The 24751-nt window shown below is 56.1% G+C and carries 30 protein-coding genes, 2 pseudogenes and 1 riboswitch; of the genes and pseudogenes, 4 read left to right on the forward strand and 28 right to left on the reverse strand.

Features of this window, described 5'->3' with window-relative positions:
* The 4 genes and pseudogenes from A6M21_RS16130 to A6M21_RS16145 form a co-directional block, all read right to left on the reverse strand.
* Positions 1-151 (reverse strand): biotin/lipoyl attachment domain-containing protein (locus A6M21_RS16130; protein WP_486599218.1); only part of this gene is annotated, 151 nt, incomplete at its 3' end.
* A gap of 338 nt (positions 152-489) precedes the next feature.
* Positions 490-1590, reverse strand: a pseudogene (gcvT, locus tag A6M21_RS16135) (glycine cleavage system aminomethyltransferase GcvT); the annotation flags it as partial.
* A 71-nt stretch (positions 1591-1661) separates the two neighbouring features.
* A riboswitch (glycine riboswitch) is annotated at positions 1662-1796 on the reverse strand.
* Between the two features lie 222 nt (positions 1797-2018).
* A complete protein-coding gene (locus A6M21_RS16140) occupies positions 2019-2381 on the reverse strand; it encodes a YraN family protein (RefSeq protein WP_066671268.1) in 363 nt (120 codons plus the stop codon).
* Between the two features lie 235 nt (positions 2382-2616).
* On the reverse strand, positions 2617-3066 hold the full coding sequence (locus tag A6M21_RS16145; RefSeq protein ID WP_066671271.1) for a C-GCAxxG-C-C family (seleno)protein: 450 nt from the start codon (positions 3064-3066) through the stop codon (positions 2617-2619).
* Positions 3067-3270: 204 nt separating this feature from the next.
* Here A6M21_RS16145 and A6M21_RS16150 point away from each other — a divergent pair, with 204 nt between their 5' ends.
* The 3 genes from A6M21_RS16150 to A6M21_RS16160 all read left to right on the forward strand — a co-directional run bounded on the left by A6M21_RS16150 (position 3271) and on the right by A6M21_RS16160 (position 4817).
* Complete coding sequence (locus A6M21_RS16150) at positions 3271-4005, forward strand: superoxide dismutase (protein ID WP_078060809.1); 735 nt, start codon at positions 3271-3273, stop codon at positions 4003-4005.
* 186 nt (positions 4006-4191) lie between these two features.
* Complete coding sequence (locus A6M21_RS16155; protein WP_066671129.1) at positions 4192-4497, forward strand: type II toxin-antitoxin system RelB/DinJ family antitoxin; 306 nt, start codon at positions 4192-4194, stop codon at positions 4495-4497.
* Positions 4494-4817, forward strand: a complete 324-nt coding sequence (locus A6M21_RS16160) for a type II toxin-antitoxin system RelE/ParE family toxin (RefSeq protein ID WP_066671135.1) — start codon at positions 4494-4496, stop codon at positions 4815-4817. Before A6M21_RS16155 ends, A6M21_RS16160 begins: the two co-directional genes overlap by 4 nt.
* 426 nt (positions 4818-5243) lie before the next feature.
* Here the strand turns inward: A6M21_RS16160 and A6M21_RS16165 are convergent.
* Both A6M21_RS16165 and tnpB read right to left on the reverse strand, forming a co-directional pair.
* Positions 5244-6191, reverse strand: a pseudogene (locus A6M21_RS16165) (IS66 family transposase).
* A 67-nt stretch (positions 6192-6258) separates the two neighbouring features.
* Positions 6259-6618, reverse strand: coding sequence for an IS66 family insertion sequence element accessory protein TnpB (gene tnpB, locus A6M21_RS19520; protein WP_066671138.1), 360 nt, complete (start codon positions 6616-6618; stop codon positions 6259-6261).
* A 225-nt stretch (positions 6619-6843) separates the two neighbouring features.
* Here tnpB and A6M21_RS16175 point away from each other — a divergent pair, with 225 nt between their 5' ends.
* Entirely contained in the window at positions 6844-7644 is an 801-nt protein-coding gene (locus tag A6M21_RS16175; RefSeq protein ID WP_066671141.1) for a DUF4367 domain-containing protein, read from the forward strand.
* 151 nt (positions 7645-7795) lie between these two features.
* On the opposite strand, the gene A6M21_RS16180 is transcribed toward A6M21_RS16175, so the two are convergent.
* The 22 genes from A6M21_RS16180 to ylxM all read right to left on the reverse strand — a co-directional run bounded on the left by A6M21_RS16180 (position 7796) and on the right by ylxM (position 24693).
* Positions 7796-9220, reverse strand: coding sequence for an NADH-quinone oxidoreductase subunit N (locus A6M21_RS16180; protein ID WP_066671146.1), 1425 nt, complete (start codon positions 9218-9220; stop codon positions 7796-7798).
* Positions 9221-10741 (reverse strand): complex I subunit 4 family protein, encoded by a 1521-nt coding sequence (locus tag A6M21_RS16185; protein ID WP_066671149.1) that lies wholly within the window; start codon positions 10739-10741, stop codon positions 9221-9223.
* A 1-nt stretch (position 10742) separates the two neighbouring features.
* Complete coding sequence (gene nuoL, locus A6M21_RS16190; protein ID WP_066671151.1) at positions 10743-12662, reverse strand: NADH-quinone oxidoreductase subunit L; 1920 nt, start codon at positions 12660-12662, stop codon at positions 10743-10745.
* A 32-nt stretch (positions 12663-12694) separates the two neighbouring features.
* A complete protein-coding gene (gene nuoK, locus A6M21_RS16195) occupies positions 12695-13015 on the reverse strand; it encodes an NADH-quinone oxidoreductase subunit NuoK (RefSeq protein ID WP_427854641.1) in 321 nt (106 codons plus the stop codon).
* Positions 13009-13521: an NADH-quinone oxidoreductase subunit J family protein gene (locus A6M21_RS16200; protein WP_066671153.1), complete on the reverse strand. Its 513-nt coding sequence runs from the start codon at positions 13519-13521 to the stop codon at positions 13009-13011. The genes nuoK and A6M21_RS16200 overlap by 7 nt, the downstream gene beginning before the upstream one ends.
* Positions 13521-14033 (reverse strand): NuoI/complex I 23 kDa subunit family protein, encoded by a 513-nt coding sequence (locus A6M21_RS16205; RefSeq protein ID WP_066671156.1) that lies wholly within the window; start codon positions 14031-14033, stop codon positions 13521-13523. The genes A6M21_RS16200 and A6M21_RS16205 overlap by 1 nt, the downstream gene beginning before the upstream one ends.
* A 4-nt stretch (positions 14034-14037) precedes the next feature.
* Entirely contained in the window at positions 14038-15090 is a 1053-nt protein-coding gene (gene nuoH / locus A6M21_RS16210) for an NADH-quinone oxidoreductase subunit NuoH (RefSeq protein ID WP_066671159.1), read from the reverse strand.
* Between the two features lie 24 nt (positions 15091-15114).
* Positions 15115-16215 (reverse strand): NADH-quinone oxidoreductase subunit D, encoded by a 1101-nt coding sequence (locus A6M21_RS16215; protein ID WP_078060811.1) that lies wholly within the window; start codon positions 16213-16215, stop codon positions 15115-15117.
* Positions 16216-16251: 36 nt separating this feature from the next.
* On the reverse strand, positions 16252-16710 hold the full coding sequence (locus A6M21_RS16220) for an NADH-quinone oxidoreductase subunit C (RefSeq protein ID WP_242868890.1): 459 nt from the start codon (positions 16708-16710) through the stop codon (positions 16252-16254).
* A complete protein-coding gene (locus tag A6M21_RS16225) occupies positions 16703-17242 on the reverse strand; it encodes an NADH-quinone oxidoreductase subunit B (RefSeq protein ID WP_078060812.1) in 540 nt (179 codons plus the stop codon). Before A6M21_RS16225 ends, A6M21_RS16220 begins: the two co-directional genes overlap by 8 nt.
* On the reverse strand, positions 17233-17589 hold the full coding sequence (locus A6M21_RS16230) for an NADH-quinone oxidoreductase subunit A (protein WP_066671164.1): 357 nt from the start codon (positions 17587-17589) through the stop codon (positions 17233-17235). The genes A6M21_RS16225 and A6M21_RS16230 overlap by 10 nt, the downstream gene beginning before the upstream one ends.
* 186 nt (positions 17590-17775) lie before the next feature.
* The gene (locus A6M21_RS16235) at positions 17776-18570 is read right to left on the reverse strand and encodes a ribonuclease HII (protein WP_066671167.1); all 795 of its coding nucleotides are present in this window, start codon (positions 18568-18570) and stop codon (positions 17776-17778) included.
* Between the two features lie 96 nt (positions 18571-18666).
* Positions 18667-19512 (reverse strand): ribosome biogenesis GTPase YlqF, encoded by an 846-nt coding sequence (gene ylqF, locus A6M21_RS16240; RefSeq protein WP_066671169.1) that lies wholly within the window; start codon positions 19510-19512, stop codon positions 18667-18669.
* A gap of 37 nt (positions 19513-19549) precedes the next feature.
* Entirely contained in the window at positions 19550-20113 is a 564-nt protein-coding gene (gene lepB / locus A6M21_RS16245) for a signal peptidase I (protein ID WP_066671171.1), read from the reverse strand.
* 68 nt (positions 20114-20181) lie between these two features.
* On the reverse strand, positions 20182-20523 hold the full coding sequence (gene rplS, locus A6M21_RS16250) for a 50S ribosomal protein L19 (RefSeq protein WP_066671173.1): 342 nt from the start codon (positions 20521-20523) through the stop codon (positions 20182-20184).
* A 78-nt stretch (positions 20524-20601) separates the two neighbouring features.
* Positions 20602-21390, reverse strand: coding sequence for a tRNA (guanosine(37)-N1)-methyltransferase TrmD (trmD, locus tag A6M21_RS16255; protein WP_066671176.1), 789 nt, complete (start codon positions 21388-21390; stop codon positions 20602-20604).
* Between the two features lies 1 nt (position 21391).
* A complete protein-coding gene (gene rimM, locus A6M21_RS16260) occupies positions 21392-21904 on the reverse strand; it encodes a ribosome maturation factor RimM (RefSeq protein ID WP_066671178.1) in 513 nt (170 codons plus the stop codon).
* A complete protein-coding gene (locus tag A6M21_RS16265; RefSeq protein ID WP_066671180.1) occupies positions 21897-22319 on the reverse strand; it encodes a YlqD family protein in 423 nt (140 codons plus the stop codon). The genes rimM and A6M21_RS16265 overlap by 8 nt, the downstream gene beginning before the upstream one ends.
* A gap of 82 nt (positions 22320-22401) precedes the next feature.
* Positions 22402-22629, reverse strand: a complete 228-nt coding sequence (locus tag A6M21_RS16270; RefSeq protein ID WP_066671182.1) for a KH domain-containing protein — start codon at positions 22627-22629, stop codon at positions 22402-22404.
* A gap of 27 nt (positions 22630-22656) precedes the next feature.
* Positions 22657-22923, reverse strand: coding sequence for a 30S ribosomal protein S16 (gene rpsP / locus A6M21_RS16275; RefSeq protein WP_066671200.1), 267 nt, complete (start codon positions 22921-22923; stop codon positions 22657-22659).
* 32 nt (positions 22924-22955) lie between these two features.
* A complete protein-coding gene (gene ffh, locus A6M21_RS16280; RefSeq protein ID WP_066671287.1) occupies positions 22956-24326 on the reverse strand; it encodes a signal recognition particle protein in 1371 nt (456 codons plus the stop codon).
* Between the two features lie 22 nt (positions 24327-24348).
* Positions 24349-24693, reverse strand: a complete 345-nt coding sequence (ylxM, locus tag A6M21_RS16285; protein ID WP_066671202.1) for a YlxM family DNA-binding protein — start codon at positions 24691-24693, stop codon at positions 24349-24351.
* Positions 24694-24751: the final 58 nt, after the last annotated feature.

Below are 24751 nucleotides of genomic sequence, written 5' to 3' on the forward strand. Positions count from 1 at the left end.
CCGTTACTTCGTCGCCCACTGCCGGCAGGTCCACGTAGACCACATCCCCCAGCGATTCCTGGGCGTAGTGGGTGATGCCGATCGTGCCCTTGTTGCCTTCCACCCGCAGCCATTCGTGCTCCTTGGAATATTTCAGCTCTTGTGGGTACATTAATATCTGCCTCCTTAAAAATAATAATACAGTTTATTTTTGCACTATTATTTGCTCTTTAGTACGAATCTCCTGCCTTGTGAACTCATTTTTCCACGGATTCAGCCGCAATGCGGATATCCAGTGCCGGCGCATGAACTGTAAACACAGTGTGATATAAGGTCTTGAGAACATGCGGCCTTTATCCCTCAACACCGGATGATATCATACCCCAGGTTGACACGCCCGTTCAGCAACGCAGTTGCGCCACCCGTAAAGGCTGATCAGACGGGATTTTGTTCCGGGTGCGTGTAAACCACTTCCGGACGGTGCTCAACGCCCTTTTGCCCGGTCCCTGCCCCGCTTTTCCGGTAAAACGGCCGGGGCACCACGCCTGCCCGGACGGTCCGGTTGCGGATGACCACCGCCAGTTCCGTGTTTATACCGGCATACTGCGCCGGCACGTAAGCCAGACCAATCGCTTTGCCCAGCGCCGGGCTTTGCGTGCCCGAGGTGACTACGCCTATTTCCCGCCCCTCTTTAACCACCGCATAGCCGTGGCGCGGAATGCCCCGCTCAATCATTTCAAAGCCCACCAGTTTACGCTTGACGCCGTTAGCCTTTTGCTGCTGCAGGATTTCCCGCCCGGTGAAATGCCCCTTGTCAAAACTGACAAACCGGCCCAGTCCCGCTTCCAGGGGGGTGGTGGTTTCGTTCAGCTCGTTGCCGTAAAGGGGCATAGCCGCTTCCAAACGCAGAGTGTCCCGGGCGCCCAGCCCGGCCGGAACCAGCCCTTCCGGACGGCCCGCGGACAACAGCGCCTCCCATAACGCCGGCGCCTGCCCCGGCGGGCAGTAAAGTTCAAAACCGTCTCCACCGGTGTAGCCGGTACGGGATAAAAGGCAGTTTACGCCGGCCACGGTGACACCGGGCCGTGACCAGTAATACCTGATTTCCTTCAGGTCAACGCCGGTCAATTTGCCCAGAACCCGTTCCGCCAGCGGACCCTGCAGCGCCAGTTGGGCCGTCCGGTCCGAAATGTCTTCCACCACGGCATCGGGGAAGGCGGCGGCCGTTTCCCTGATCCACTGCCAGTCCTTGTCCTTGTTGGCCGCATTGACCACCAGCAGGTATTCGCTTTCGCCCGGGCGGTAGACCAGGATGTCGTCCACAATGCCGCCGGACGGCAGGCATACCGGGCTGTAGATGGCCTGGTGGACGGACATTTTGGCGGCGTCGTTGGTGATCAGTTTTTGGATCAGGGGCAGGGCGCCGGTGCCGGCCACCCGGATTTCGCCCATGTGCGAGACGTCGAACAGACCGGCCCTTTCCCTTACGGCCCGGTGTTCGTCGATAATGCCGGTGTACTGCACGGGCAGTTCCCAGCCGCCGAAATCAATCATCCGGCCGCCATACTTGACGTGCATGTCATAAAGCGGCGTCCTCCTGAGATTGTTCATCCAATTACACCTCCGGTTGGGATTTAGTATAGCCATCCCCCCGCAAAAACAAAGACAGAGGAGATGACTAAAACATCTCCTCTGTCCTGTTACCTGAGAGTTTCGTTTCCGGCGGCAGCATTTAAACAGCCGCCCGTCAAAACTTGCCCCGTCGGTGTCCCGGTCCGGATCATGTCCGTAGCCGGGCTCTCTCCAGAGGTCCGTCCGGCTGCTTTCCGCATTCCTCACGTCAAGCGACCTTCATCCGCATTTTCAGTTTTACCAGGTTACTGAACATACTTCCCGTCTAGTTCGGGCAACGCGGCATCCGGTACAATTTGCTAGTTCTACACTCACCGTCGTTTTCCTGCTGCGCTGAAAAAATTTTCCCCCGGGATCCCGTTACTTGATCTTATGCGGCGGGGCATCGATTATAACCGAATTTGAACTTAAAAGGCGTTCTTAATATGTTCCAGGCCTTCCAGCTCTCCCGTCCGGCCGAACTTGACCGCCAGCACATCAAAACGCATCGGCCCCCGGTGGCCGCCGGAAAGGGACAGGTAGTACCCGGCCACCCGGCGCACTTTTTTCTGTTTGCGGACAGTCACGCTCTCCTGGGGCAGGCCGAAGGCGTCCGTGCTGCGGGAGCGCACTTCCACGAAAACCAGGATGCCGCCGTCGAGCACGATCAGGTCGATTTCCCCTTCCGGGCAACGAAAGTTGCGCACCACCACCCGGTAACCCAACCCGGTCAGATAGCGCGCCGCCGCCTCCTCCCCGCGCCGACCGAGCGCCTGCCTGCGCAACGTCATCAAAGCACCTTCTTCCCGGCATTTGCCTTCACCCGTCGCTTTATTGTCCGAACGCACCGGTAACCTGTTTTCCAGCAGAATCTAAAAACTGCTGCTGTTAACTCACCTCTACCGGACACATCGGGAGGGCATCCCTGCAGGACGGAAAAATGTCACCCGGTCCCACGGACGGAGGACATCCCTCCAAAATGCGAACCCCCGCTATGAAGCACCGGGGCTTGCCCAGGGCAGTGGTTTACCCGGCCGGTACCAGGCTTTTTTCCTGCAAATACTCCATCAGCAGTTTGGCCGTGTTTCCGGTTATTTTCAGACAATTGCGCAGATGCTCCGGCGTATCGAAAGGATGCGGATTAAGCGACCGGCAGCAGGTGACGCCGAATTTTTCCTCAAAACGGTCGTGAAAAAGCCGCGTCAGGTCATAGGTGCCGTAGCGGTCCTCTTCATGACTTTTTCGCCCACGTAAAAAGCCGATAATCAAACCGGAAGCGGTCAGCGCCCCGCACATGCAGCCGGCATGCCCCATTCCGCCGCCGAAACCGGTGGTCATGCGCACCAGGTCGCGGTCCACCTCCGGCAGCGCCAGTTCCCGGAAGGCCAAAAAAATGGATTCGGCACAGTTGTATCCCTGGCGGAAATAGTTCCCCGCCCGGTTTCTCGCCTCTGTGATCAGTTCTTCCCCTGTCATGTCCTTCACTCCCATCGCTTATGTTGACAAAATATTTCTACACACCGGCTTTATTTCCTTTTCAAAATATAAATATATGAAACAATATTTAATCACACTTTATACCACCAAAACATAAATATACCATATCATGAACCGGTGATTAACCATTCCGGCACCACACCGCCGGCTTGAACAATCAATTATTTTAAGGAGGGCGGAGAGATGGGAAAGCAGAAAGAAGGCAACGCCAGCGATCAATTACCACCCGGCGGGGAAAAAGCAACCACTCAATACATCCCGCTGGAAGATCCCTTTTATGGACCGGCCGGCGCATTCACACCGGTTTCCCCCCGGCCGCTGCGCCCGGAACTGTTGCACTTGAGAGGCATATCGGCCCGGAACATCCAGGAACACTATAAGCTTTACCTGGGCTATGTGCAAAAAACCAATGAAATCCGCAACCTCCTGCGCACCGCGGACCGCAGCACGGCCAACGCCACCTACAGTCCGCTCCGCGCGCTCAAAGTGGAAGAAAGCTATGCCACCAACGGAGTCAAACTGCATGAAATGTTTTTTGATTCCCTGGGCGGCCCCGGGGGCAGGCCCGGCGGTGTGATTTACGAAGCGATCGAACGCAACTTCGGCTCATATCAGTTCTGGGAGACGGATTTCAAATCCTCCGGACTGGCGGTCAGGGGCTGGGTAACTCTGGCTTACGACATTGATGATCACAGCCTGCATAATTACTCTCTGGACGCACACAACGTGGGGGTTATCACACGCATGTGGCCCGTGCTGGCGCTGGATGTTTACGAACATGCCTACTACCTGGATTACGGCACGGATCGCAAGGCCTATATCGAAGCATTTTTCCAGAACATCAACTGGTCCTTTGTCACCATGTGCTATCAGGCCGCCACCGGTACGCTACCGTGTAACACCTTTGGAGGAGCCTAAAGTACGGGGAGGTGTACCTGCGAGTATAACAGCTCACGAGAAGCCCGAAGACGGGTTGGCGAGTATCTACAATTCTATAACTTCCGGCGTCTCCAACATTCTTTGGACATAAAATTATAAATTTGCGTAACGCTTGCATATTGCAATACAATTCGGTATAATATATGCAGAGGGAGGCGTTTTGAAATGGCAAGAACCGCTAATATATTTGCCCGCGTTGAACCTGAAATTAAAGAACAGGCTGAAAAGGTGCTTGAACAGCTTGGCATTCCCATGTCCAACGCAATCGGGCTTTTTCTGCGCCAGGTTGTGCTTCAGCGAGGAATCCCGTTTGATACGAAGCTTCCTCGAAATATGCCTTTGTCCATTGAAGAGATCAGCGAGGAGCAGTTTAATGCGGAAATTGAGAAAGGCATGGCTGATTTAAACAGCGGAAAGGTTGTTCCGGCAGAAAAAGTTTTTGACAGGATGAGCAAGGATTACGGGCTATGAGCGCTTGGAAAGTGGTTTATACCGAACAGGCGGAAAACGACCTGCGTGAGATTTACGAATACATTGCTTTCTCGTTGCTTGAGCCTGTAATTGCAAAAAAGCAGACTAAACGGATTATTGAAGCTGCGGCAAAACTAAATGAAATGCCTTTCCGCTGCCGTTTGTATGAAAAAGAACCTTGGCGCAGCAAGGGGCTTCGGGTTTTGCCGGTTGATAATTACTTGGTGTTTTATCTGCCCGTTGAAGATCGGGTATCTATTGCAATAATCCGTATTATGTACGGCGGGCGGAATGTCGAGAAGCAGTTGAGTAAATATTAGGCTTAAGGTGTACTGAAGCAGTTTAAATGAATTTGATAAATTTACCTGGCGTCATGCATTTTTAGAAATTTCTCATATTTTTCAAACGGCACCATACCTATGCCGTTACCCATATAACAAACAGGAGCAGGCCGCAGCCTGCTCCCAACGTATTCGTCACTAAAATCCTTTAGTGCATGAAGAATGAGTGTGCCGCCATGTTGATCACCTGGGACAGCGGTCCGGGATAAATGCCGATGAACAGTGTGGCCACCATGGCGATGATCAGGGTAACGGCCACCGGCGTACTTAAGTTAATCGGACTGTTTTATCAATTTTTCCTCATTAGCATTGGGAAATATTTTATTTAAGTTATCACTTTCATTTACTTTATTATTGTTGTTACGTAAGCGTCAAATAGGCACCACCTAGCATACAGCTAAAGGATCAAGTACAATTATTACCAGGTGCCCGGCAACAATCCGGTAAAGCGGGGGACCAGGTAGTAAAGGATCAATATTGCCCGGATCCTTTATACCCACATTGGGGAGCCGTTCAAAGAGATATGTCAGATAGGTAAATGGATTCAGCCCATTTTCTTTGGCCGTTTCTACGATACTGTAAATCATAGCACTGGACTTTGCCCCCCGGGGTGTATTGGCAAACAGCCAATTTTTGCGCCCGATGACAAAAGGCTTAATGGAGCGTTCACTGCGGTTATTGTCTATTTCCAACCGGCCGTCAAGCATAAAGGCCCCTAATTTATCCCACTGGTTACGGCAATACTGTATTGCTTGACCAAAGGCACTTTTGGGCAATGCCCTCGGGCTATGGTATTTTAGCCACGCCCAAAAAGCATCCAATACAGGGCGGCTGCGCTGTATCCGGGCGGTACTTCGTTCTTCCTGCGTAGCATCCTTGAGCTCTTGTTCAATTGCAAAAAGCTGGTTGCAAAAATCCAGGCCCTCTTTAGCTGCTACGGGTGCCAATAATTTTCAATTCCTGCCTGATTTCAGTGCTCATCTCATGCAGTTTGCCGCCGCAACAAGAACAAACCTGTTTTTCTTCGGGCAAGCGGTATTCGATAGTTTCCACTGGAAGGTCTTTTAGCATCGCTTCCCGATGGCCACTTTTTTTGCGGCGGGTATAGGTGATTTCTTCCACGGTGGGCTTAGCTAATTCAGGTTTTGCTTCTACTTCAGCTTCGTTGAAAAGACTGAGCTGTTCAGGATTTGTTTGTTCGCTGGAACGGCCAAACCGCTGATGTTGGCTTAAGCGAAACTGCTCCTCAAACCAATTGAGTTTGGCGGTAAGCTCGGCATTTTGCTGCTTTAGAAGTGCGTTTTCTTGCTTACGTTCGTCAATTGTCGCTGTATTTGCTGGCATATTATTCATGATATCTTAATTCGACATTGTTACTTTAATCCCTGCAATGTTTAATTTATTTTTTCTACTAAATCACTCATAATATTATGTTCGCGGTTACTTTCGGGTGAGCTTGCCGCTGGTCCAATGATAATCCGTCGAGTAGCCAGCGCAATTCACGCCGGCTAATTTTTGCCACTACCCCTGAACTGTTTTTTGCCGGCCACTGAAATTTTCCTTTCTCCAGTCGACGGTAATGGAGCCAGAATCCGTTGTGTTCCCACTGGAGAATCTTTAATTTATCGCATTGCCGATTGCAAAAGACAAAAAGGCAGGTGGTAAAGGGGTCCAGCTGAAATCTCTCCCTGACAAGCACGGCCAATCCGTCAATGGATTTGCGTAAGTCGGTAGGGCCGCAGGCAAGATATACCCTGTCAATGCCGGCTCCGTTTAGCATAGCTTTGCCAGGATCCGCACCACATCACAAAGTAGTGTGGGATTGAAACCCGGTTTTACTTCTATGGTTGCGTGTCCAAACCTTACGAGCAGGGTGCTCTCCTGTACGTTGCCCGGGTGTTGCTCGGCCATTTCCACTGACAACCACTGGGATGACGCCACGGCAGGCGCGCCAACGTTTTTATATTTCCGGAGCCAGTAAAATAATTGAGGGGGTGAGCCGGATATGAAACAATATACCGACGAAGAACTGGACCTGATCATCAGAGCAGTAATGCGGGCACGCGTGGAAGATGGCAATCCCCCGCCGGTTGAGGCAACCTGGACACGATTAAAAGATAAGGTGTCCCATCGGCCGGGGATAAAACGACCAATCAACTTCAACGCGCGACATTCGCCCGGCGTTGCCGTGGCGGCAATACTTGTTCTATTGGCGGCCATAGTTATTTCCCTAAGCGTTCCCGGAAAAGTGGGGGCGTTGGGATATAAAGTCATGGATGGCATCACGGAACTCCTTTACGGCTCGCAAATGAACCTGCGTGGCGGAGTAACCAGCGAAGACGCTACAAAACCACCCCCGCCGCCCGGTGAGATTAAGGAAATTAAAATGGAGCCACCGTCCGTGGTCACATTGAAGCAGGCCCGGGAACAGTCTCCATTTCCGTTGAAAGTTCCGGGGTATCTCCCGCCCGGGTACCGGCTGGAAAAGGTTACTTACCAAAAACAAAGCCCTTATACCGCACAAATATTCATGGAATACAATGGGCCTGGGAATAAATATTTCAATATCACTCAGTTTAACTTTAACGGAGAACTGGGTACCGGGTTCGGTTATGACAAGGAAGATACCACAATCAAAAATGTGACGATCGGTCCTTGCCAGGCGAAATTGGCCCTGCACAAAAACGAACTAATACACCTGATGTGGATTGACGGCTATATCAGCCTGGATTTGGACGGGAGGCTGTCCGCCCGGGATGCAGAACAAATAGCTGATTCAATGTATGTGCACCGGGATCAAAAGTGATCCCGGTGTTATATTAAAGCGTTAATTCACAAAAATATAGCTGGAAAATGAATTAGACGATTCTGAAATTACACCATACCTATGCCGTTACCCATAAAACAAGCAGGAGCAGGCCGCAGCCTGCTCCCAACGTATTCGTCACTAAAATCCTTTAGTGCATGAAGAACGAGTGTGCCGCCATGTTGATCACCTGGGACAGCGGTCCGGGATAAATGCCGATGAACAGTGTGGCCACCATGGCGATGATCAGGGTAACGGCCACCGGTGTACTGAGATTAATCGGGCTGTTGTCAAGCGGCTCGTCCCGGTACATGACCAGCGCCACCCGCAAATAGTAGTACACGGAGACCATGCTCATGATCAACCCGATAAAGGCCAGCCAGAGGTAGTTGTCCACGATGGTCTTGAACAGGTAGAACTTGCCCACGAAGCCGGCCAGGGGCGGAATGCCGGCCATGGAGAGCATGCAGATGAGCATCACCACCGCCATCAAAGGGGAACGCTGACTCAAGCCGGCGTAGTCCTTGATTTCATCACTGCCGGTAACATTATAGAAGTAGGTGGCCACGGTAAAGGCGCCGATGGTGGCAAAGACGTACAGGAAGGCATAGAACATGACGCCCTTGATCCCCTGCTCGCTGGCCGTAACCAGCCCGACCAGGATGTAGCCGGCCTGGGCGATGCTGGAGTAGGCCAGCAGGCGTTTGATATTGGTCTGCGGGATGGCCACCAGGTTGCCCACAATGATGGTAATCGCCGACAGCACCGCCACCAGCATGGTCCAGTTTGCCCAGATGCCCGGCAGTGCGGCCACAAAGACCCGCAGTAGAATGGCGAAGGAGGCGGCCTTGGAGCCCACCGCCAGATAAGAGGTTACCGGCGTGGGCGCGCCCTCGTAAATATCCGGCGCCCACATGTGGAAGGGCACCGCCGAGATTTTAAAGCCCAGCCCGGCCACCAGCATGACCAGACCGAGGATCAGCGCCGGCACCGGCGTCACCGCCACCGCGCGGCCGACCTCGGAAATGGTCACCGAACCGGTCACACCGTAAATCAGGCTGAGGCCGTAAAGCAACACCGCCGATGACATACCGGCCAGCAGGACATATTTCATGCCGGCCTCCACCGACTTGCCGTCCAGCCGTTTGAAGCAGACCAGCACGATAAAGGCGATGGTCATCAACTCCAGACCCAGGTAGAGGGTGATGAAGTCACCGGCCGAAGCCAGCACCATCATGCCCAGGGTGGCGAAGAGCATCATGCTGTAATACTCGCTCTGGTCCCCCATGTCATCGACAAAGCGCATCGAGCCTAGAGTGACCAGGAAAGCCGCCGTCAGGAAGGTAATCTTGAAGAAGATGGCATACTGGTCCACGATGAACATGCCGTGGTACAGCGTACCCTGGTTGTTCCACCCGGAGATGGTCAGCCCGAGCACACCCAGCAGGCCCAGGGCGGTCAGCCAGCCCAGGCCGTGCCGCGATTCCTTCGGGATAATCAAGCCCAGAACGAGCACTGCCAGGCCGAGAATGGAGATGGCGATTTCCGGATTAAGCAAGGACAGATCCACGTTCACTTAAAACACCCCCCCGACCATTTGCAGGGCTCCGTTGATCTGGGCCATCAAAGGCACGATGCCGCTGTTGACCATATCGAAGAGCAGGAAGGGGAGCAGTCCGCCCACCACCAAAGCCGTGCCTAGCACCGCCAGGGGTACCAGTTCCGGACCGTGGATGTCTTTTAAATGGTCATATTCGTGACGCGGCGGCCCGAACAGGGTGTTGGCGCCGGCACGCAAAACATAGAGCGCGGTGATGATGATCCCGGCGATGGCAATCACCGCCAGCCCACCGTATACCTTGAAGGAAGCCACGAAAATGGTGAACTCGGGAATGAAGCTGACCAGACCGGGCAGTCCCAACGAGGCCATCGCCGCCAGCATAAAGCCGGCCGCCAGCCGCGGGGTCTGACGGGCCAGTCCGCCCATGTCGGGAATCCAGCGGGTATGGGTCTTCTCGTAAATGAAGCCGATCATGGAGAAGAACAGTGCCGCCATCACACCGTGGGCGAACATATTGGCCACGGCGCCGTTTAGGCCGATCACGCTCATCGAGCCGATGGCCAGCAGTACATAGCCCATGTGGCTGACGCTGGAATAACCGACGATATATTTCAGGTCCTTCTGCGCCAGGGCGGCCATGGCCGCATAGGCCACCCCGCAGACACCGAGTACGGCAATCAGCGGCGCCCAGAACTTGGCGCCCACCGGCAGCACAAACAGGGCGATGCGGATTAAGCCGTACCCGCCGATCTTCTTCAACACGCCGGCGTGGATCATACTCACCGCCGTGGGGGCGCCGGCATAGCCGTCGGGCGACCAGGAGTGGAAGGGCCACATGGAGAGCAGGGAGCCGAAGCCGAAGAGCATCAGGGCGAAAAGCCATTTTTGGTCAAAGGCGCCCAGCCTTCGCCCGGCCTCGGCCAGCCCGGTGAAGCTCATATCCGGAACACCGGCAATCGCCGTTGTCTTCATGAACAGGGCAATCACTCCCACCAGCAGGAAACCCGACCCGATCAACAGGTAGATGGTCAGCTTCATACCGGCGTATTCCTTGGTCACCCGCTTGGTGCTGCCCCAGATGATCACCAGAATGTAGATCGGAATGACCACCACTTCGTAGAAGAGCAGGAAGATGAACAGATCCTGCGCGATAAAGGTGCCCATCACACCGGCAATCAGCAGGAGCAGCAGGATAAAGAAATCCTTGGGCCGGTGGTCGACATTCCAGGAGGCGAAAACGGCTGAAAAGCCAATCAGGTTGGTCAGCAGCAGCATGGGCAGGCTGATGCCGTCCACACCCAGGAAGAAAGTCACACCCAGGTCCTTGATCCAGGGCACCTGCATGACAAACTGCAGTCCGCCCAGGGACTTGTCATAGGCGAAATAAACGTACAGCGACAGGGCCATGGAGATGAATGTGCCCACTGCGGCGATACATTTGATCAGCTTGTTTTCGTCCCGGGGAATGAAGGTCAGGATCAACGCCGCCAGTACGGGTGACAGCAGCGTAATCAACAAGACCGGAAAACCTTCCATATTACTTCACACCTCCCAGCAGCAGCCCGGCCGCAGAAGGTGAGCTGAAGGCCAGGGCAACGGCAATAATCAGTACACCCAGGAAGAAGACCAGGGCGTAGTTCTGCAAGCGGCCGGTTTCCGTGATGCGCAGGCCCTCGCCGCTCAGCCGGGTGAAGGCACCCAGGCCGTTTACAATAATGCCGTCCACCACGTAGATGTCGAACAGGTAGAACAGCTTGGCCGATCCGTCCACGATGGCATGGTTGAACCAGAGGTAAATTTCATCGATATAATACTTGTTGAAGAGCAGGGTGTAGATACCGTGATAGCGCTCGGCCAGCGCTTTGGCCTTGACCTTCTCGCGGTCCACGTAATAAAGCTGGTAGGCCAGGTAGATGCCGGCCAGGGCCAGGATCACCGAACCAATCATCACCCCGTAGTTTGGCGCAGCATGTTCAACCTCACCAAAGAAAATCCACTGCGACCAGACGTTGTCCCAGGGGGTACCCACCCAGCCGCCGACGGTGGCCAGCGCGGCCAGGATGATCAGGGGCACGGTCATGTTCCAGGGCGACTCCACCGGATGGTTGGCCGGGTTTTCCTCACCGAAAAAGGCCAGGAAGATCAGCCGCCACATGTAAAAGGCGGTCAGAAATGCTGTAAAGGCGCCCATGGCAAAAAGCACATAATGGTGGCTGTTCAGCGCCGTGGCCAGGATTTCATCCTTGCTCCAGAAGCCGGCAAAAGGCGGGATGCCGGCGATGGCCAGGCCGCCGACCACAAAAGTCCAGGCGGTAATGGGCATTTTTTTCACCAGTCCGCCCATTTCCCATACGTCCGCCTTGTGGTGCAACGCGGTGAGCACACTGCCGGCACCCATGAACATAAGCGCCTTGAAGAAAGCGTGTGTCCACATATGGAACATACTGGCGGACAAGCTGCCCACCCCCAGCGCCAGCATCATGTAACCCAGCTGGCTGACGGTGGAATAAGCCAGGATGCGCTTGATTTCCCGCTGGGTGATGGCGATGGTGGCGGCAAACAGGGCTGTAAAGGCGCCGGTGATGGCCACCAGTTCCATGGCCGACGGAATCTCACTGAACAGGAACAGCATCCGGCCGACCAGGTAGACGCCGGCGACCACCATGGTGGCTGCGTGGATCAGTGCGCTGACCGGGGTCGGGCCTTCCATGGCATCGGGCAGCCACACGTGTAGCGGGAACTGGCCCGACTTGCCGATCGGCCCCAGAAAGACCAGCACGGCAATCAGTGTAAGCACACCGGCCGAGGTGTACTGGTGGAAGTGGGCGATTTTCTGCGCCAACTCCGGCAGGTCCAGCGTGCCGAAAACAATTTGCAGGGAAAGCATGCCCAAAAGCAATCCGAAATCGGCGATCCGGCAGGTGACAAAAGCTTTCTTGGCCGCCTCCCGGGCCGATATCTTGTGCGTGTAAAAACCAATCAACAGATAGGAACAAAGGCCGACCAGCTCCCAGCCCACGAACATTTCCAGCAGGTTGCTGGAGAGAACCAACAGGAGCATGGAAGCGGCAAACAGGGAAACATAAGAGAAGAATACGGAAAATCCCGGATCACCTTTCATATAGCCGGTGGCGTAAATAAAGATCAACGAGGAGACCAGGGATACCATGAAGATCATCATGGCCGAGGTGGGGTCCAGCATGATGCCCACGTTTATATGCAGCCCGGGCATGGAAAGCCAGCGGACACCGTAGACTAGCGATCCCTCGGTAAATTCCGGATGGGTGAACACTCCGTAAGCAGCCAGGGCGGCAAAGACAAACGCCCCCACTATGCCGGCGACAGCCACCAGCGCGCTCAGTTTCTGCCAAGGCTTGGTCAGAAAGACAATCACCACAAAGGCGAGCGCGGGCAGGAGCGGCACCAGCCAGGCGTGCTGCATCGCGAAATCAACCATTTCAGTTCAGCACCTACCTTCGTATTGAGATCCTACCACTTGAGCCAGTCGAACTCATCCAGGTTGACCGACAGCTTGTTGCGGTAAATGGCGATAATGATGGCCAAGCCCACACCCACCTCGGCAGCCGCCACAGTAATGACAAAGATGGCGAAAATCTGCCCGATAAACTGGGTCGGGGTGACGAACTTGTTGAAGGCGAGCAGATTGATATTCACCGCGTTGAGCATGAGCTCAATGCAGATCAACACTGCAATGGCATTTTTCTTGGACAGGACGCCAAAGAGGCCGATACCGAACAAAATGGCCGAAAGCACCATGTACTGGGTCAGGCCAACACTTAAAGTCAACACTTGGCCTTCACCTCCTTGGCCAGGATGATCGCTCCCACCAGGGCCACCAGCAATAGCAGGGCGGCCACTTCAAAGGGAATCACATATTTGCTCAGCAACAGAGTTGCGATATGCTCGACCGTTTTGTGCGGCACGGGCGCCGCCGTGCCCACCCAGTGAGTGGCGGCGGAAAGGTAGCCGCTGACCACCAGCACCAGGGCCACCACGCCGGCGGCCACACCGGTCTGGCTGTTGAACAGGTTGGTCTTGCCCATATCCCCGCGCTGAATGAGCATAATCCCGAAAACCACCATGATGCAGACCGCGCCGGCGTAAACCAGCACCTGTACGGCGGCCAGGAAGTCGGCGTCCAGGGTCAGGAACAGGCCGGCCAGGGCGATAAAGCACACCGCCAGCCAGAGCACCGAATGCACAATGTTTTTCAGGAACACCACCAGCAGCGCTGACACGATGATCACGGCGGACAGCAGATAGAACGCCGCCACCATCCAAATACTGTTGTCCATCATTCGCCCTCCTTGTCCGCAGCCTTGCCGGCAGCCGCCTGCGCCCTGGCCGCCTGCTGCACCCGGGCGGCTTTGCCCGCGGCCGCGCCGCCGGCATCCGGTTCCGCCGCTTCACCTTCGGGGAGGGACTCCGGCGCCGGGCGGTCCACCAGCACCAGGCGCACCTTGTCGCGGTAGAACTGGTTCATGTTTATGATATGGCTGAATGCAATGGCGTCTTTCGGACAGCTTTCCACGCACAGGCCGCAAAAGAGGCAGTATTCGATGCGCATCACATATTTGGTCAGATACTGTTTCTTGCCCACCTTTTCCTTGGTAATCTGGATCACCTTGTTCGGGCAGGCGTTGGCGCACATGCCGCAGGCAATACACTTGTCCGCATCCAGCTGAAAACGTCCGTGGTAGCGGGCGGCCAGCGGGGCGTGTTCCTCGGGATACTGCACGGTCACCTTTTTCTTGAACATCTCATGCCAGGTAACCTGCAGGCCCTTGATTAATCCTTGTCCAAACATCTGATCACCACCCTATCGCCCGGTAAATGTACATCCCCACACCGGTGACGAAAATATTGGCCAGAGACAGGGGGACCAGCACCTTCCAGCCGAAACCCATCAACTGGTCAACCCGGATACGGGGATAGGTCCAGCGAATCCACATGAAGATGAAAATCATGACGTAAACCTTGATGAAGAACCAGAACCAGGAGGGAATAAACGTCCAGCCGAAGGGAGCCAGCCAGCCGCCCAGAAACATGACCGTGCACATAATCGAAACCAGCATTACGTTGGCGTATTCGGCCAGCATAAACATGGCATAACCCATGCCGCTGTACTCGGTGTAAGGACCGGCGATAATCTCCGATTCCCCTTCCACCAGGTCGAAAGGCGTGCGGTTGGTTTCCGACACCCCGGCGATGAAATAAATCAGAAAAGCCAGCGGTTGGGCGAAGATAAACCAGGTATGGCGCTGGGCTTCGATAATGGTGTTCATATTCAGCGTGCCGGTGAGCATAATTACTCCCAGCAGGGCCAGCACCAGGGGCAGTTCATAGCTGACCATCTGGGCGACCACACGCATGGCGCCCACCAGGGAGTATTTGTTGTAAGACGACCAGCCGCCCATCCAGAAAATGAGGGTGGACAGGGAAGCCAGCGCCAGGAAGTAAAAGACGCCGATATTCATATTGACGGCTGCCATGTCGCGGCCCCAGGGCACCACTACCATAATCATCAGCGGCGGTACGAAGATCAGCACCGGCGCGAGCAGGAACACGATTTTGTCTGATAACCGGGGAATGATGATTTCCTTGCTCAACAGCTTGCCGATATCAGCGACTGTTTGCAACAAACCCTTCGGACCCACCCGGTTGGGTCCGATCCGGCACTGGATGTAGGCGGAAACTTTTCGTTCCATATATACCAGCCAGAGCACGTTGACCAGAATAAAGACCAGGATAGCCACAAACTTGACCACCATCAAAATGATATCGTTGGCGATCAGCGGTACCCCTGCAGCATTCAGCAGGGCGCTCAACCAGGCGGCTATGCCGGTAAAAAGATTTTCACCCATGCCTCTTCTCCCCTAAATCCTAATTTAGCAGTCCACTTCTCCCAAAACGATATCAATGCTGCCCAGAATGGCAATCACGTCGGCGATTTTCCAGCCCTCGCACATCTTGCCCAGCATACCCAGGTTGATGAATGAAGGCCGCCGGAAATGCACCCGGTAGGGTTTGGGGCTGCCGTCACTGACCACATAACAGCCCAGCACGCCCTTGGAACTCTCTATCTCTGCATACGCGTCACCGGCCGGCGGTTTGATCACTTTGGGCACCTTGGCCAGGATCGGTCCGTCGGGCAGGTTGTCCAGCGCCTGCCCGATAATCCGTGCCGACTGGCGCATTTCTTTTATCCGGCAGGAAAAACGGTCGAAGCAGTCACCCCGCTCGCCCAGCGGCACTTCAAAGTCAAAGCGGTCGTAGACACTGTAGGGACGCACTTTGCGCAGATCGTAAGCAATACCGCTGCCGCGCAGGGAGGGACCGGTGATGCCATAGTTGATCCCATCCTCCGGGGTGATGATACCAACATGCTTGGTGCGCGCCTGGAAAATTTCATTGCCGGTGATCAAACCGTCATATTCGTCGCACATAGACGGCAAATCGGAAATGAACTGCCGGCAGGCGGGAAAGAATTCGTCGGGCAAATCCGCAGCCACGCCGCCGATGCGGAAGTAACTCACTGTCATCCGGGAACCGCAGACCATTTCAAACATGTCCATAATTCTTTCCCGGTCCCGGAAGGTATACGTAAAACCAGTCAAGCCGCCGATATTACCGGCGTAGTCGCCGGTGGCGATCATGTGGCTGGCGATACGGGACAGCTCACCGGTGATTACCCGGATGTACTGGGCACGTTCGGGGATTTCTTCCTCAATGCCCATCAATTTTTCCACCGCCGCCACATAGCCCCAGTTCATCAACATGGAAGCCAGGTAGTCCATGCGGTCGGTGTAGGGAATGACCTGGGTATAGGTGCGGGCTTCAGCCAGCTTTTCAATACCCCGGTGCAAATAGCCCGGCACCGGGGTGGCCTTGACCACCACCTCGCCGTCCAGCTCCAGAACAATCCGGAATACGCCGTGGGTACTGGGGTGCTGGGGGCCCATGTTCAGGGAATATGTTTGTGTTTTCAAATCAACCACACCTCTTGTCCTGAAAGTCAAAGGCCACTATTCCCGGCCGCCTTCCCACTGATAATCCTTGCGCAGGGGATGTCCTTCAAAACAGTCGTCCAGCAGGATGCGGGTGGGATGGCCGGGACAGCCGGTATAATTGATCCCGAGCAGGTCGTAGGCCTCCCGCTCCTGCCAGTCGGCCGCATGCCACACGGGACACAGCGAAGGCACCGCCGGAGCCGTCCGGTCCGCCAGCTTCACCTTGAGCATCAGGTTGTGGCCGTGGGTCAGGGAAACCAGGTTGTAGACCGCTATGAAATGGTCATTATAATCCACCGCCGTCAAATTGGTCAGCATATTAAAGCCATAATCCGGATTGTCTCTCAACTCCTGCGCCACCGCCGGCAGATCCGCCGCCGGCACCAGCAGCACACCGGTTCCGGACACTTCCACGCCGGGAAACTTCTCTTTCAGCGGTTCCAGCATTTCCACCGGTAGATCATAACTAGCCACGGGGCAGTTCCACCACCTTCGGGTTCATAATCTTTTCCTTCAACATGATATAGGCGTCGATAACGGCCTCCGGCCTGGGCGGGCAACCGGGCACATAAACGTCCACCGGAATGAGCTTATCCACACCGGGCACCACATGGTAGGAATCCACAAACGGGCCGCCGGATATGGCGCAACTGCCCATGGCGATGACCCATTTGGGTTCGGTCATCTGCTCGTAGAGGCGCACCACAAAGGGAGCCGCCTTTTTGGTCACCGTGCCGGCCACCAGCATTACATCCGACTGCCGCGGTGTACCGCGAATGACCTCATACCCAAAGCGCGCCAGATCAAAACGGGGCATACTGGCCGCCATCAAGCCTTCGATGGCGCAGCAGGCCAGGCCGAACCCCAGCGGCCACAGCGAATGCGCCCGGGCTACATTGAAGAGCTTTTCCAGGGGCGCTATGTGGACCAGACGCTTGACCTGATCGATCACCACCGGGTCCTTGGTCATTTGTTCAACCGGATGGTTGTCTTTTGTCACATCCATTCTAACGCTCCTTCCTTCCAGGCGTACCACAGGCCGACCACCAGGATAAAAATAAAGACCAGCATCTCGATAAAAGCAAACAATCCCAAGCTCTGGAACTTGACGGCCCATGGATAGAGGTAAATTGTTTCCACGTCAAAGATGACGAAAAGCAGGGCATACAGGAAGTAGCTGGTTTTAAACTGCACCCAGGTGGGTCCGATGGTTTCCATACCGCATTCGTACGGCTCATACTTGGAGGCGTACTGGCGGCGCGGATGAACCAGAAAGCTGGTCGCAATTCCGCCGGCTCCGAAAACAATTCCCACCGCCAGGAAAATAAAAACCGCTCCCCATGGCGAAAGCATCTATTTCTCCCCCCTTTCCTATGTAAAATAACTCACCTCACATATGCACAGCCGGACCAGCCATGTCCGGCATAAAAAAGTAGGGTTTGTGAATTTTGTAACTCCCGGCAGCGACAGGAACTTTTGCTACTTTTCAGTATTGAACCAAAATACTTTTTCCAGACCGGATTTAAGCCAGTAAACTGATTAATCATCCTGCCCGTGCGCCTCCAGCCAGGCCCGCACCGGCTTGAAACCGGCGCGGTGCAACGCGCAGGGGCCGAAGCGGTCCAACGCCTGCAGGTGCTCCGGGGTGGGATAGCCCTTGTGGACGGCAAAACCATACGGGGGATAAAGCCGGTCGAGCGCCTGCATCAGATGGTCGCGCGTCATTTTGGCCAGAATGGAGGCGGCGGCAATGGAGGCGCTTAACCCGTCCCCCCCGACCAGCGGCCGTTGGGGAAGGTCAATGTCTATGGCATGACGCCCGTCCACCAGCAGGAATTGCGGTGACGGCGCCAGTCCGTTCACCGCCCGCCACATGGCCAGCAGCGAAGCCCGGTGGATGTTGATGCGCTCAATTTCCGCCACCGTGGCCAGGCCGACCGACCAGGCCAGGGACATTTTTTTGATCTGCCAGGCCAGGGCTTCACGTTTGCCGGCCGAAAGTTTCTTGGAATCGTTCAACCCGGGCAGGCTTACTCCGGCCGGCAAAATCACCGCTGCAGCCACCACCGGTCCGGCCAGCGGACCCCGGCCGGCCTCATCCACACCGGCCGGCAGGACAAACCCTTGTGCATAAAGCTCTTTTTCATGACACCACAAACCGGTTAAACGCTCATTCTCCCGCTGCTGCTCATTCAGCCGCCGGCACAAGCGGCCGCCGATCTGTCTAACGGCAACCCGCGCATCGGCAAGCAGTGCCCCTGCCAACCGCCCGTCGGCAACGCGCTGATCGGCCAGGTGCTTGATTTCACTGACGGTGAGGGCGCTGAGATCCAAAAAAGGAGAACCTCCGTAAAAAAACCTTAACTTTAATATTTTTTCGCGCTCAAGTGCTAAATCCCTGCCCCCAAAAAAGATTTTTTACGCCTTTTTTTAATTACCAGGCGGCGGATCCAGAGTAATACGCCCCAGCTTCCCTTCCCGGAATTCTTTTAACAGATGTCCGGCCGCCCGGGAAACGTCCGGCCGTCCGCCGGGTCCAAGCAACCCCCTTTTGACGGCGATTTGCTCCAAAACCGGTTCACCCGCATTTTCAGCCATAGCGTAACGCTCCGGTAAAACCCGGGGGTGCCTTTGCCGGAGCCAGCCGGCCAGCCAGACGGCCACTTCCTCCGGCTGATAGACCTCTTCCCTGATTGCACCTGTGGCAGCCAGCTTCATAGCCGCCTCCTGATCGCCGAACTTCGGCCAGAGCACACCCGGTGTGTCCAGCAGTTCCACCCCCCTGGCCAGACGCACCCACTGCTGCCCGCGGGTCACCCCGGGACGGTTGGCTGTACGGGTGGCCGCCCGGCCGGCCAGGGCGTTGATCAACATGGACTTGCCCACATTGGGGATGCCGAGCACCATGCAGCGGGGCGGCCGCGGCCGGCGGCCGGCGGCGGCCAGGGCGGCAATACGTGCCGCCGCCAGACGCTGCACCGCCGCCGGCACCTCCCTGACCCCCCGCCCGTGCGCCGCATCCACCGCCAGGGCGCCCATGCCCTGCTGGTTGAACCACAACAACCAGCGCGCTGTTTCCGCCGGATCGGCCAGATCGGTCTTGTTCAACACCACCAACCGGGGCTTGTGCCGGGTAACCTCATCAATTAGCGGATTGCGGCTGCTTGCCGGCAGACGGGCGTCCAGCAATTCGATCACCACGTCCACCAGCTTCAGGTTTTCCTGAACCAGGCGTTTGGCCCTGGCCATATGGCCGGGATACCACTGGATATCCATCCGATCACCCGTTGTCCTTTACCAGGATATGCTTTGCTCAGCGCTTTAATAACCCGATACGGTCCAGCGGCCAGTAAATCATAATGGCCTTGCCGATTATGTCCTGCCGGGGCAGCGGCCCCCAGACCCGGCTGTCATCGCTGTTGTTCCGGTTGTCGCCGAGCATGAAGTAACTTCCCTTGGGCACCTTCTTCGGACCGAAATTCGCAAACGTCATGCCCGGGGGCAGGTAGTTTTCCGGCATTTCCCGGCCGTTGATATACAGGTGGCTGTTGCGCAGTTCCACCGTTTCGCCGCCGACGGCAATCAATCTTTTGACAAAGTCCCGGCTGGGATCCAGGGGATATTTAAAAACGACAATATCGCCCCGGTGGGGCTCGCCCAGGTGATAGGCCAGCTTGCTAACAATAATCCGGTCATTGACGAGCAGGGTGGGTTCCATGGAGCCGGATGGGATGTAAAATGGGGCCAGGATAAAAAGCCTGATTACAGCGGCCAGCACCACGGCGATGATTACAGATTCCAGCAATTCGCCGAGTGCCGATTTTTTACCCGCCGGTTCCGGCACCGGGCCGGCGTTACGGTCCGCCTCTTCGATCATTGCGCCAACCTCCCCACCGGTTTAAAAAAAGCCAAAAAGGGACTGGCATGGCAGTCCCCGGTCCTTGATTACCTTTTGTCTTTGATCCGGGCGGCCTTACCGCGCAATTCACGCAGGTAGTAAAGTCTGGCCCGGCGCACCAACCCGCGGCGCATCAGTTCAATGCGCTCAATCCGCGGCGAATGAACGGGAAAGGTTCTTTCCACGCCCACTCCGTAGGAAACCCGGCGCACGGTGAAGGTTTCACCCAGGCCGCCGCCCCGGCGCCGGATCACAACGCCTTCGAAAACCTGAATGCGTTCCCGGTTGCCCTCGACCACCTTCACATGCACACGCACGGTATCCCCGGATTTAAAACCGGGAATGCCATCCTTTAATTGTTCTTGTTCCAGGGATTCTACCAAATTCATCCCAATATACCCTCCTTCCCGCCTGGACGTTCATGCCTCTTTAAGAGACAGCGGACCGTCCGTAATCACCAAAGCCAATTATAACACACCGTCTTGCTCCGGAGCAAGTTTTGTGTGTCGTTCCAGCAGGTGTCCAATTTCTGTCTGCATGGCACGCAAAATGCCGATATCTTCCCTGCTCAAAGCAACGTTGGCCAGCAGTTCGGGCCGCAAGGCCAGGGTGCGCCACAGGGACTGCCGTCGCCGCCACTGGTCGATCCGGGCGTGATGACCGCTGAACAGCACATCCGGCACCGCTTGCCCCCGGTATTCCCGGGGACGGGTGTACTGGGGATACTCCAGCAGCCCGCCGGCAAAAGACTCCTCCAGCACCGAAGCTTCCTCCCCCAGCACACCGGGAATCAGGCGCGCCACTGCATCCACCACGACCATGGCCGGCAGTTCCCCCCCGGTGAGCACGTAATCACCGATCGAGATTTCATCCGTAACCAGGCTGGCGGCCACCCGGTCATCAACGCCCTCGTAATGACCGCAGATGAAAACAAGGTGCTTTTCTTTGGCCAGTTCGCCGGCCACCGCCTGGCTGAAGGGATAACCGGCCGGGCTGAGCAAAACCACCCGGTCCGCCCCCCCGCGGCGGGCACGCAGCCAGTCCATGGCTTCAAACAGCGGTTCAGCCGCCATAACCATCCCGGCGCCGCCACCGAACGGCGTATCATCGACCGTATGATGCTTGTTGCGGGAAAAATCCCGGATATTGATGATGTTGATGTCGAGCAAACCCTTTTCCCCGGCCCGGCCGAGCATGCTGGCATGCAAAGGGCCGGTGAACATTTCGGGGAATAGGGTTAAGATATCAATAAACATACTAGTCCCTCAATCCGGCGGGCAGCGCCACCACCATGCGTTTCCCCGGCAAATCGATCTCCCGCACCATCTCTTTGCGTGCCGGCACCAGCAGCGGCGGCTTCACCCCCTCCTGCACCACATAGACATCATGGGCGGGGTTGGCCAGCACATCACGGACCGTCCCCAGGTATTCACCCGTTCCGGTGTACACGCGCAGGCCGATGATGTCGAATACATAGTAAGTGTCTGCGGGCAGGGGCACCAATTGGTCGCGGGTAACCTGCAGCAAGGCGCCCTTCAAGGCCTGTGCGGCGTTCATGTCCGGCACGCCGGCAAATTTGACGATCACAAACCGCTTGTGGTAACCCACTGTTTCAATGTGGTAAAGCCGGCGGCTTTCACCCCGGGCCACCAGCACCTGCTCCATTTGCGCAAAACGCTCCGGAAAATCCGTCAGCGGCACCACCCTGACCTGACCGCGGTTGCCCTGGGTATTTACAATCTTGCCGATGGTAATATATTCTTCAAGCATTGTCCGGCCCGCCCGTCCTGATCTCCACCACTACACCGTCCTCGACCACGATTTCCGCACCCATTACCCGGCGCCAGTCATCGCCCACCTGCAATTCCACAATACTTTCCACCCGGCCGTGCAGCACTTCCTCGCCCGGCGCCAGCCGGCCCACACTTTTCAGCTTTTCCAGTAATTCCTGACGTTTGCTTAAACAGGCGGCGCGACCGCTCTCAAGCTGCTGCCGGACCGCTGCCGCGGCCGCGTCCGGCTTGCCGGAAGCGGCGTCAATGCGGCGGGACTGCCATTCCAGTTGCTTGAGCTGTGCGTCCAACCGGGTGACGGCTTCCTGCAGTTCAGCAGCCACAGCCTTTTTATAGTTGTCCGTTACCCTGATCTTGACCACTACCGGCCGGGTAATGGTGAGCCTGGACATGACCGGACCTCCCGTGCGGCGGATTCGTTTCCCGGTTGGCGGAACTGCGCCCCGGCCGCTGATCGGCCGCCGTTTGCCGGATTTAAATTATTTCCACAATCACTTTCTTGCGCTGCCTGGTGGCGGCGGCCTTGACCACCATGCGGATGGCCCGGGCAATCCGGCCCTGCTTGCCAATTACTTTTCCCATGTCCTCGGGGGCCACCTTCAACTCGATCAGGTAGGATTTTTCCTTTTCAATCATATTGACCGAAACCTGGTCCGGCCGGTCCACAAGGGCTTTGGCCAGGATCTCAACCACTTCTTTCATGCGCGCGGCGACCTCCTTGCCATCCTGCTACTCATTCTCCGCGGCGGGTTTGTTCAGCAGTCCGGCTTTATTAAACAGCGCCCGGGTGGTATCGGTAAGTTGGGCGCCGTTTTTCAGCCAGTTCAGCGCCCTGTCCGCATCAATTTTGATTTCAGCCGGTTTTTTCAAGGGATCATAATAACCCAGTTCCTCCACAAACCGGCCGTCCCGCGGTGCACGGGAGTCGGCCACCACAATGCGGTAAAAGGGGTTTTTCTTGGCCCCCATTCTCTTCAGCCTGATCTTGACAGCCATTGTCTCACCTCCTTCATGGGATCCGTCCGATGTCAAAAAAGCGGATTGCCTTTGCCGGTAAACAGGTTGCCCGGAACGCGGCCGCCTTTTTTCATACTTTTACCCATTTCGCTGAACTGGCGCATCATCTTTTTAGTCTGTTCAAACTGTTTGAGCACACTGTTTACCTGCTGCACCGAGGTGCCACTGCCCCGGGCGATGCGCCGCCGGCGGCTGCCGTTGATCTCGTGAGGGCGGTTGCGCTCCCACGGGGTCATCGATTTGATGATCGCCTCCACATAGACCAGTTCCTTATCGTCTATGTCGCCCAGTTCCTTCATTTTTTTCATGCTGCCGAGCCCCGGAATCATGCCGATGATCTGCTGGATCGGCCCCAGTTTGCGCACTTCCTGCAGCTGTTCCAGAAAATCATCCAGTGTAAATTCCACGTTTTTAATCTTTTGATTTAATTTGGCCACCTGGTCGGCGTCAAAGCTGGCCTGCGCCTTTTCAATCAGCGTCAGCACATCGCCCATGCCCAGGATGCGGTCGGCCATGCGGTCAGGGTGAAAAGGCTCCAGGGCGTCCAGCTTTTCCCCCACCCCGGCGAATTTGACCGGGCAGCCGGTAACCGCCTTCATGGACAGGGCGGCGCCGCCCCGGGCATCGCCGTCCAGTTTGGTCAGAATCACCCCGTCCAAACCCAAACGGCTGTTAAAGGCTTCCGCCACGTTTACAGCCACCTGACCGGTCATGGCGTCCACCACCAGCAGAATTTCATGCGGATGCACCGCGGCCTTGATGGCGGCCAGTTCGTCCATCATTTCCTGATCAATCTGCAGCCGGCCGGCGGTATCAATAATGACCAGATCCCGTCCCGTACCCACCGCATGCTCCACGGCCGCCCGGGCGATATCCACCGGGCTTTGCCGGTCGCCCATGGAGAAAACGGGTACGTCCAGCTGCTGCCCGAGCACCTGCAGTTGCTTGATCGCCGCCGGGCGGTAGACGTCGCCGGCCACCAGCAGGGGACGGCGGCCGGTTTTGCGCAAAGTATTGGCCAGTTTGGCCGCGCTGGTGGTTTTGCCGGCCCCGTGCAGGCCCACCAGCATCACCAGGGTGGGCGGCTTGGGGGACACGTTGATCTTGCTCTGCGTACCGCCCATCAGTGCGGCCAGTTCGTCGCGCACAATTTTGATCACCTGCTGTCCCGGCGTCAGACTGTCCAGTATATCCTGGCCGATGGCCCGCTCCTTGACACGCTGAACGAATTTTTTGACCACCTGAAAGTTGACATCGGCACCCAAAAGGGCCCGTTTTACCTCTTTCATCGCCTCGTCCACATCCGCCTCCGTCAGGCGGCCTTTGCCCTTCAAACGGCGGAAGGTTTCCTGCAGTTTTTCCGCCAGGCCGGAAAATACCATCTGTTTCACCCCCTTGATCACTTTACCGCTCCAGTTCGGTCACTTCTTTCAAGATTTCCCGCGCCCGGACAATCTTTTCCTCCTGCCCGGGCCGGTAGCCGGCCAGCAGCGCCCCGGCTTCCGCCAGGCGTTCTTTCTGGGCCAGAAACTTGCCTGCCAAACCCAGCTTTTCTTCGTAGCCACTCAATGTATGCTCGGCCCTTTTCAACACATCATGCACCGCCTGCCGGCTGATGGCAAACTGTTCGGCAATCTCCCCCAGGGACAGGTCGTTGGCGTAGTACAATTCGGTAAACTTTTGCTGACGCGGAGTCAGCAACTGCCCGTAAAAATCGTAAAGAAAATTGATCCAGGCCCACTTTTCCATAACCGTCCCCTCCGGGGCGCAAGACTATAAAGGGTGGATGCTTTACAGATAGATTTTA

The sequence above is a fragment of the Desulfotomaculum copahuensis genome (assembly GCF_001655685.1).
GTDB classification, from domain to species: Bacteria; Bacillota; Desulfotomaculia; order Desulfotomaculales; family Desulfovirgulaceae; genus Desulfotomaculum_G; species Desulfotomaculum_G copahuensis.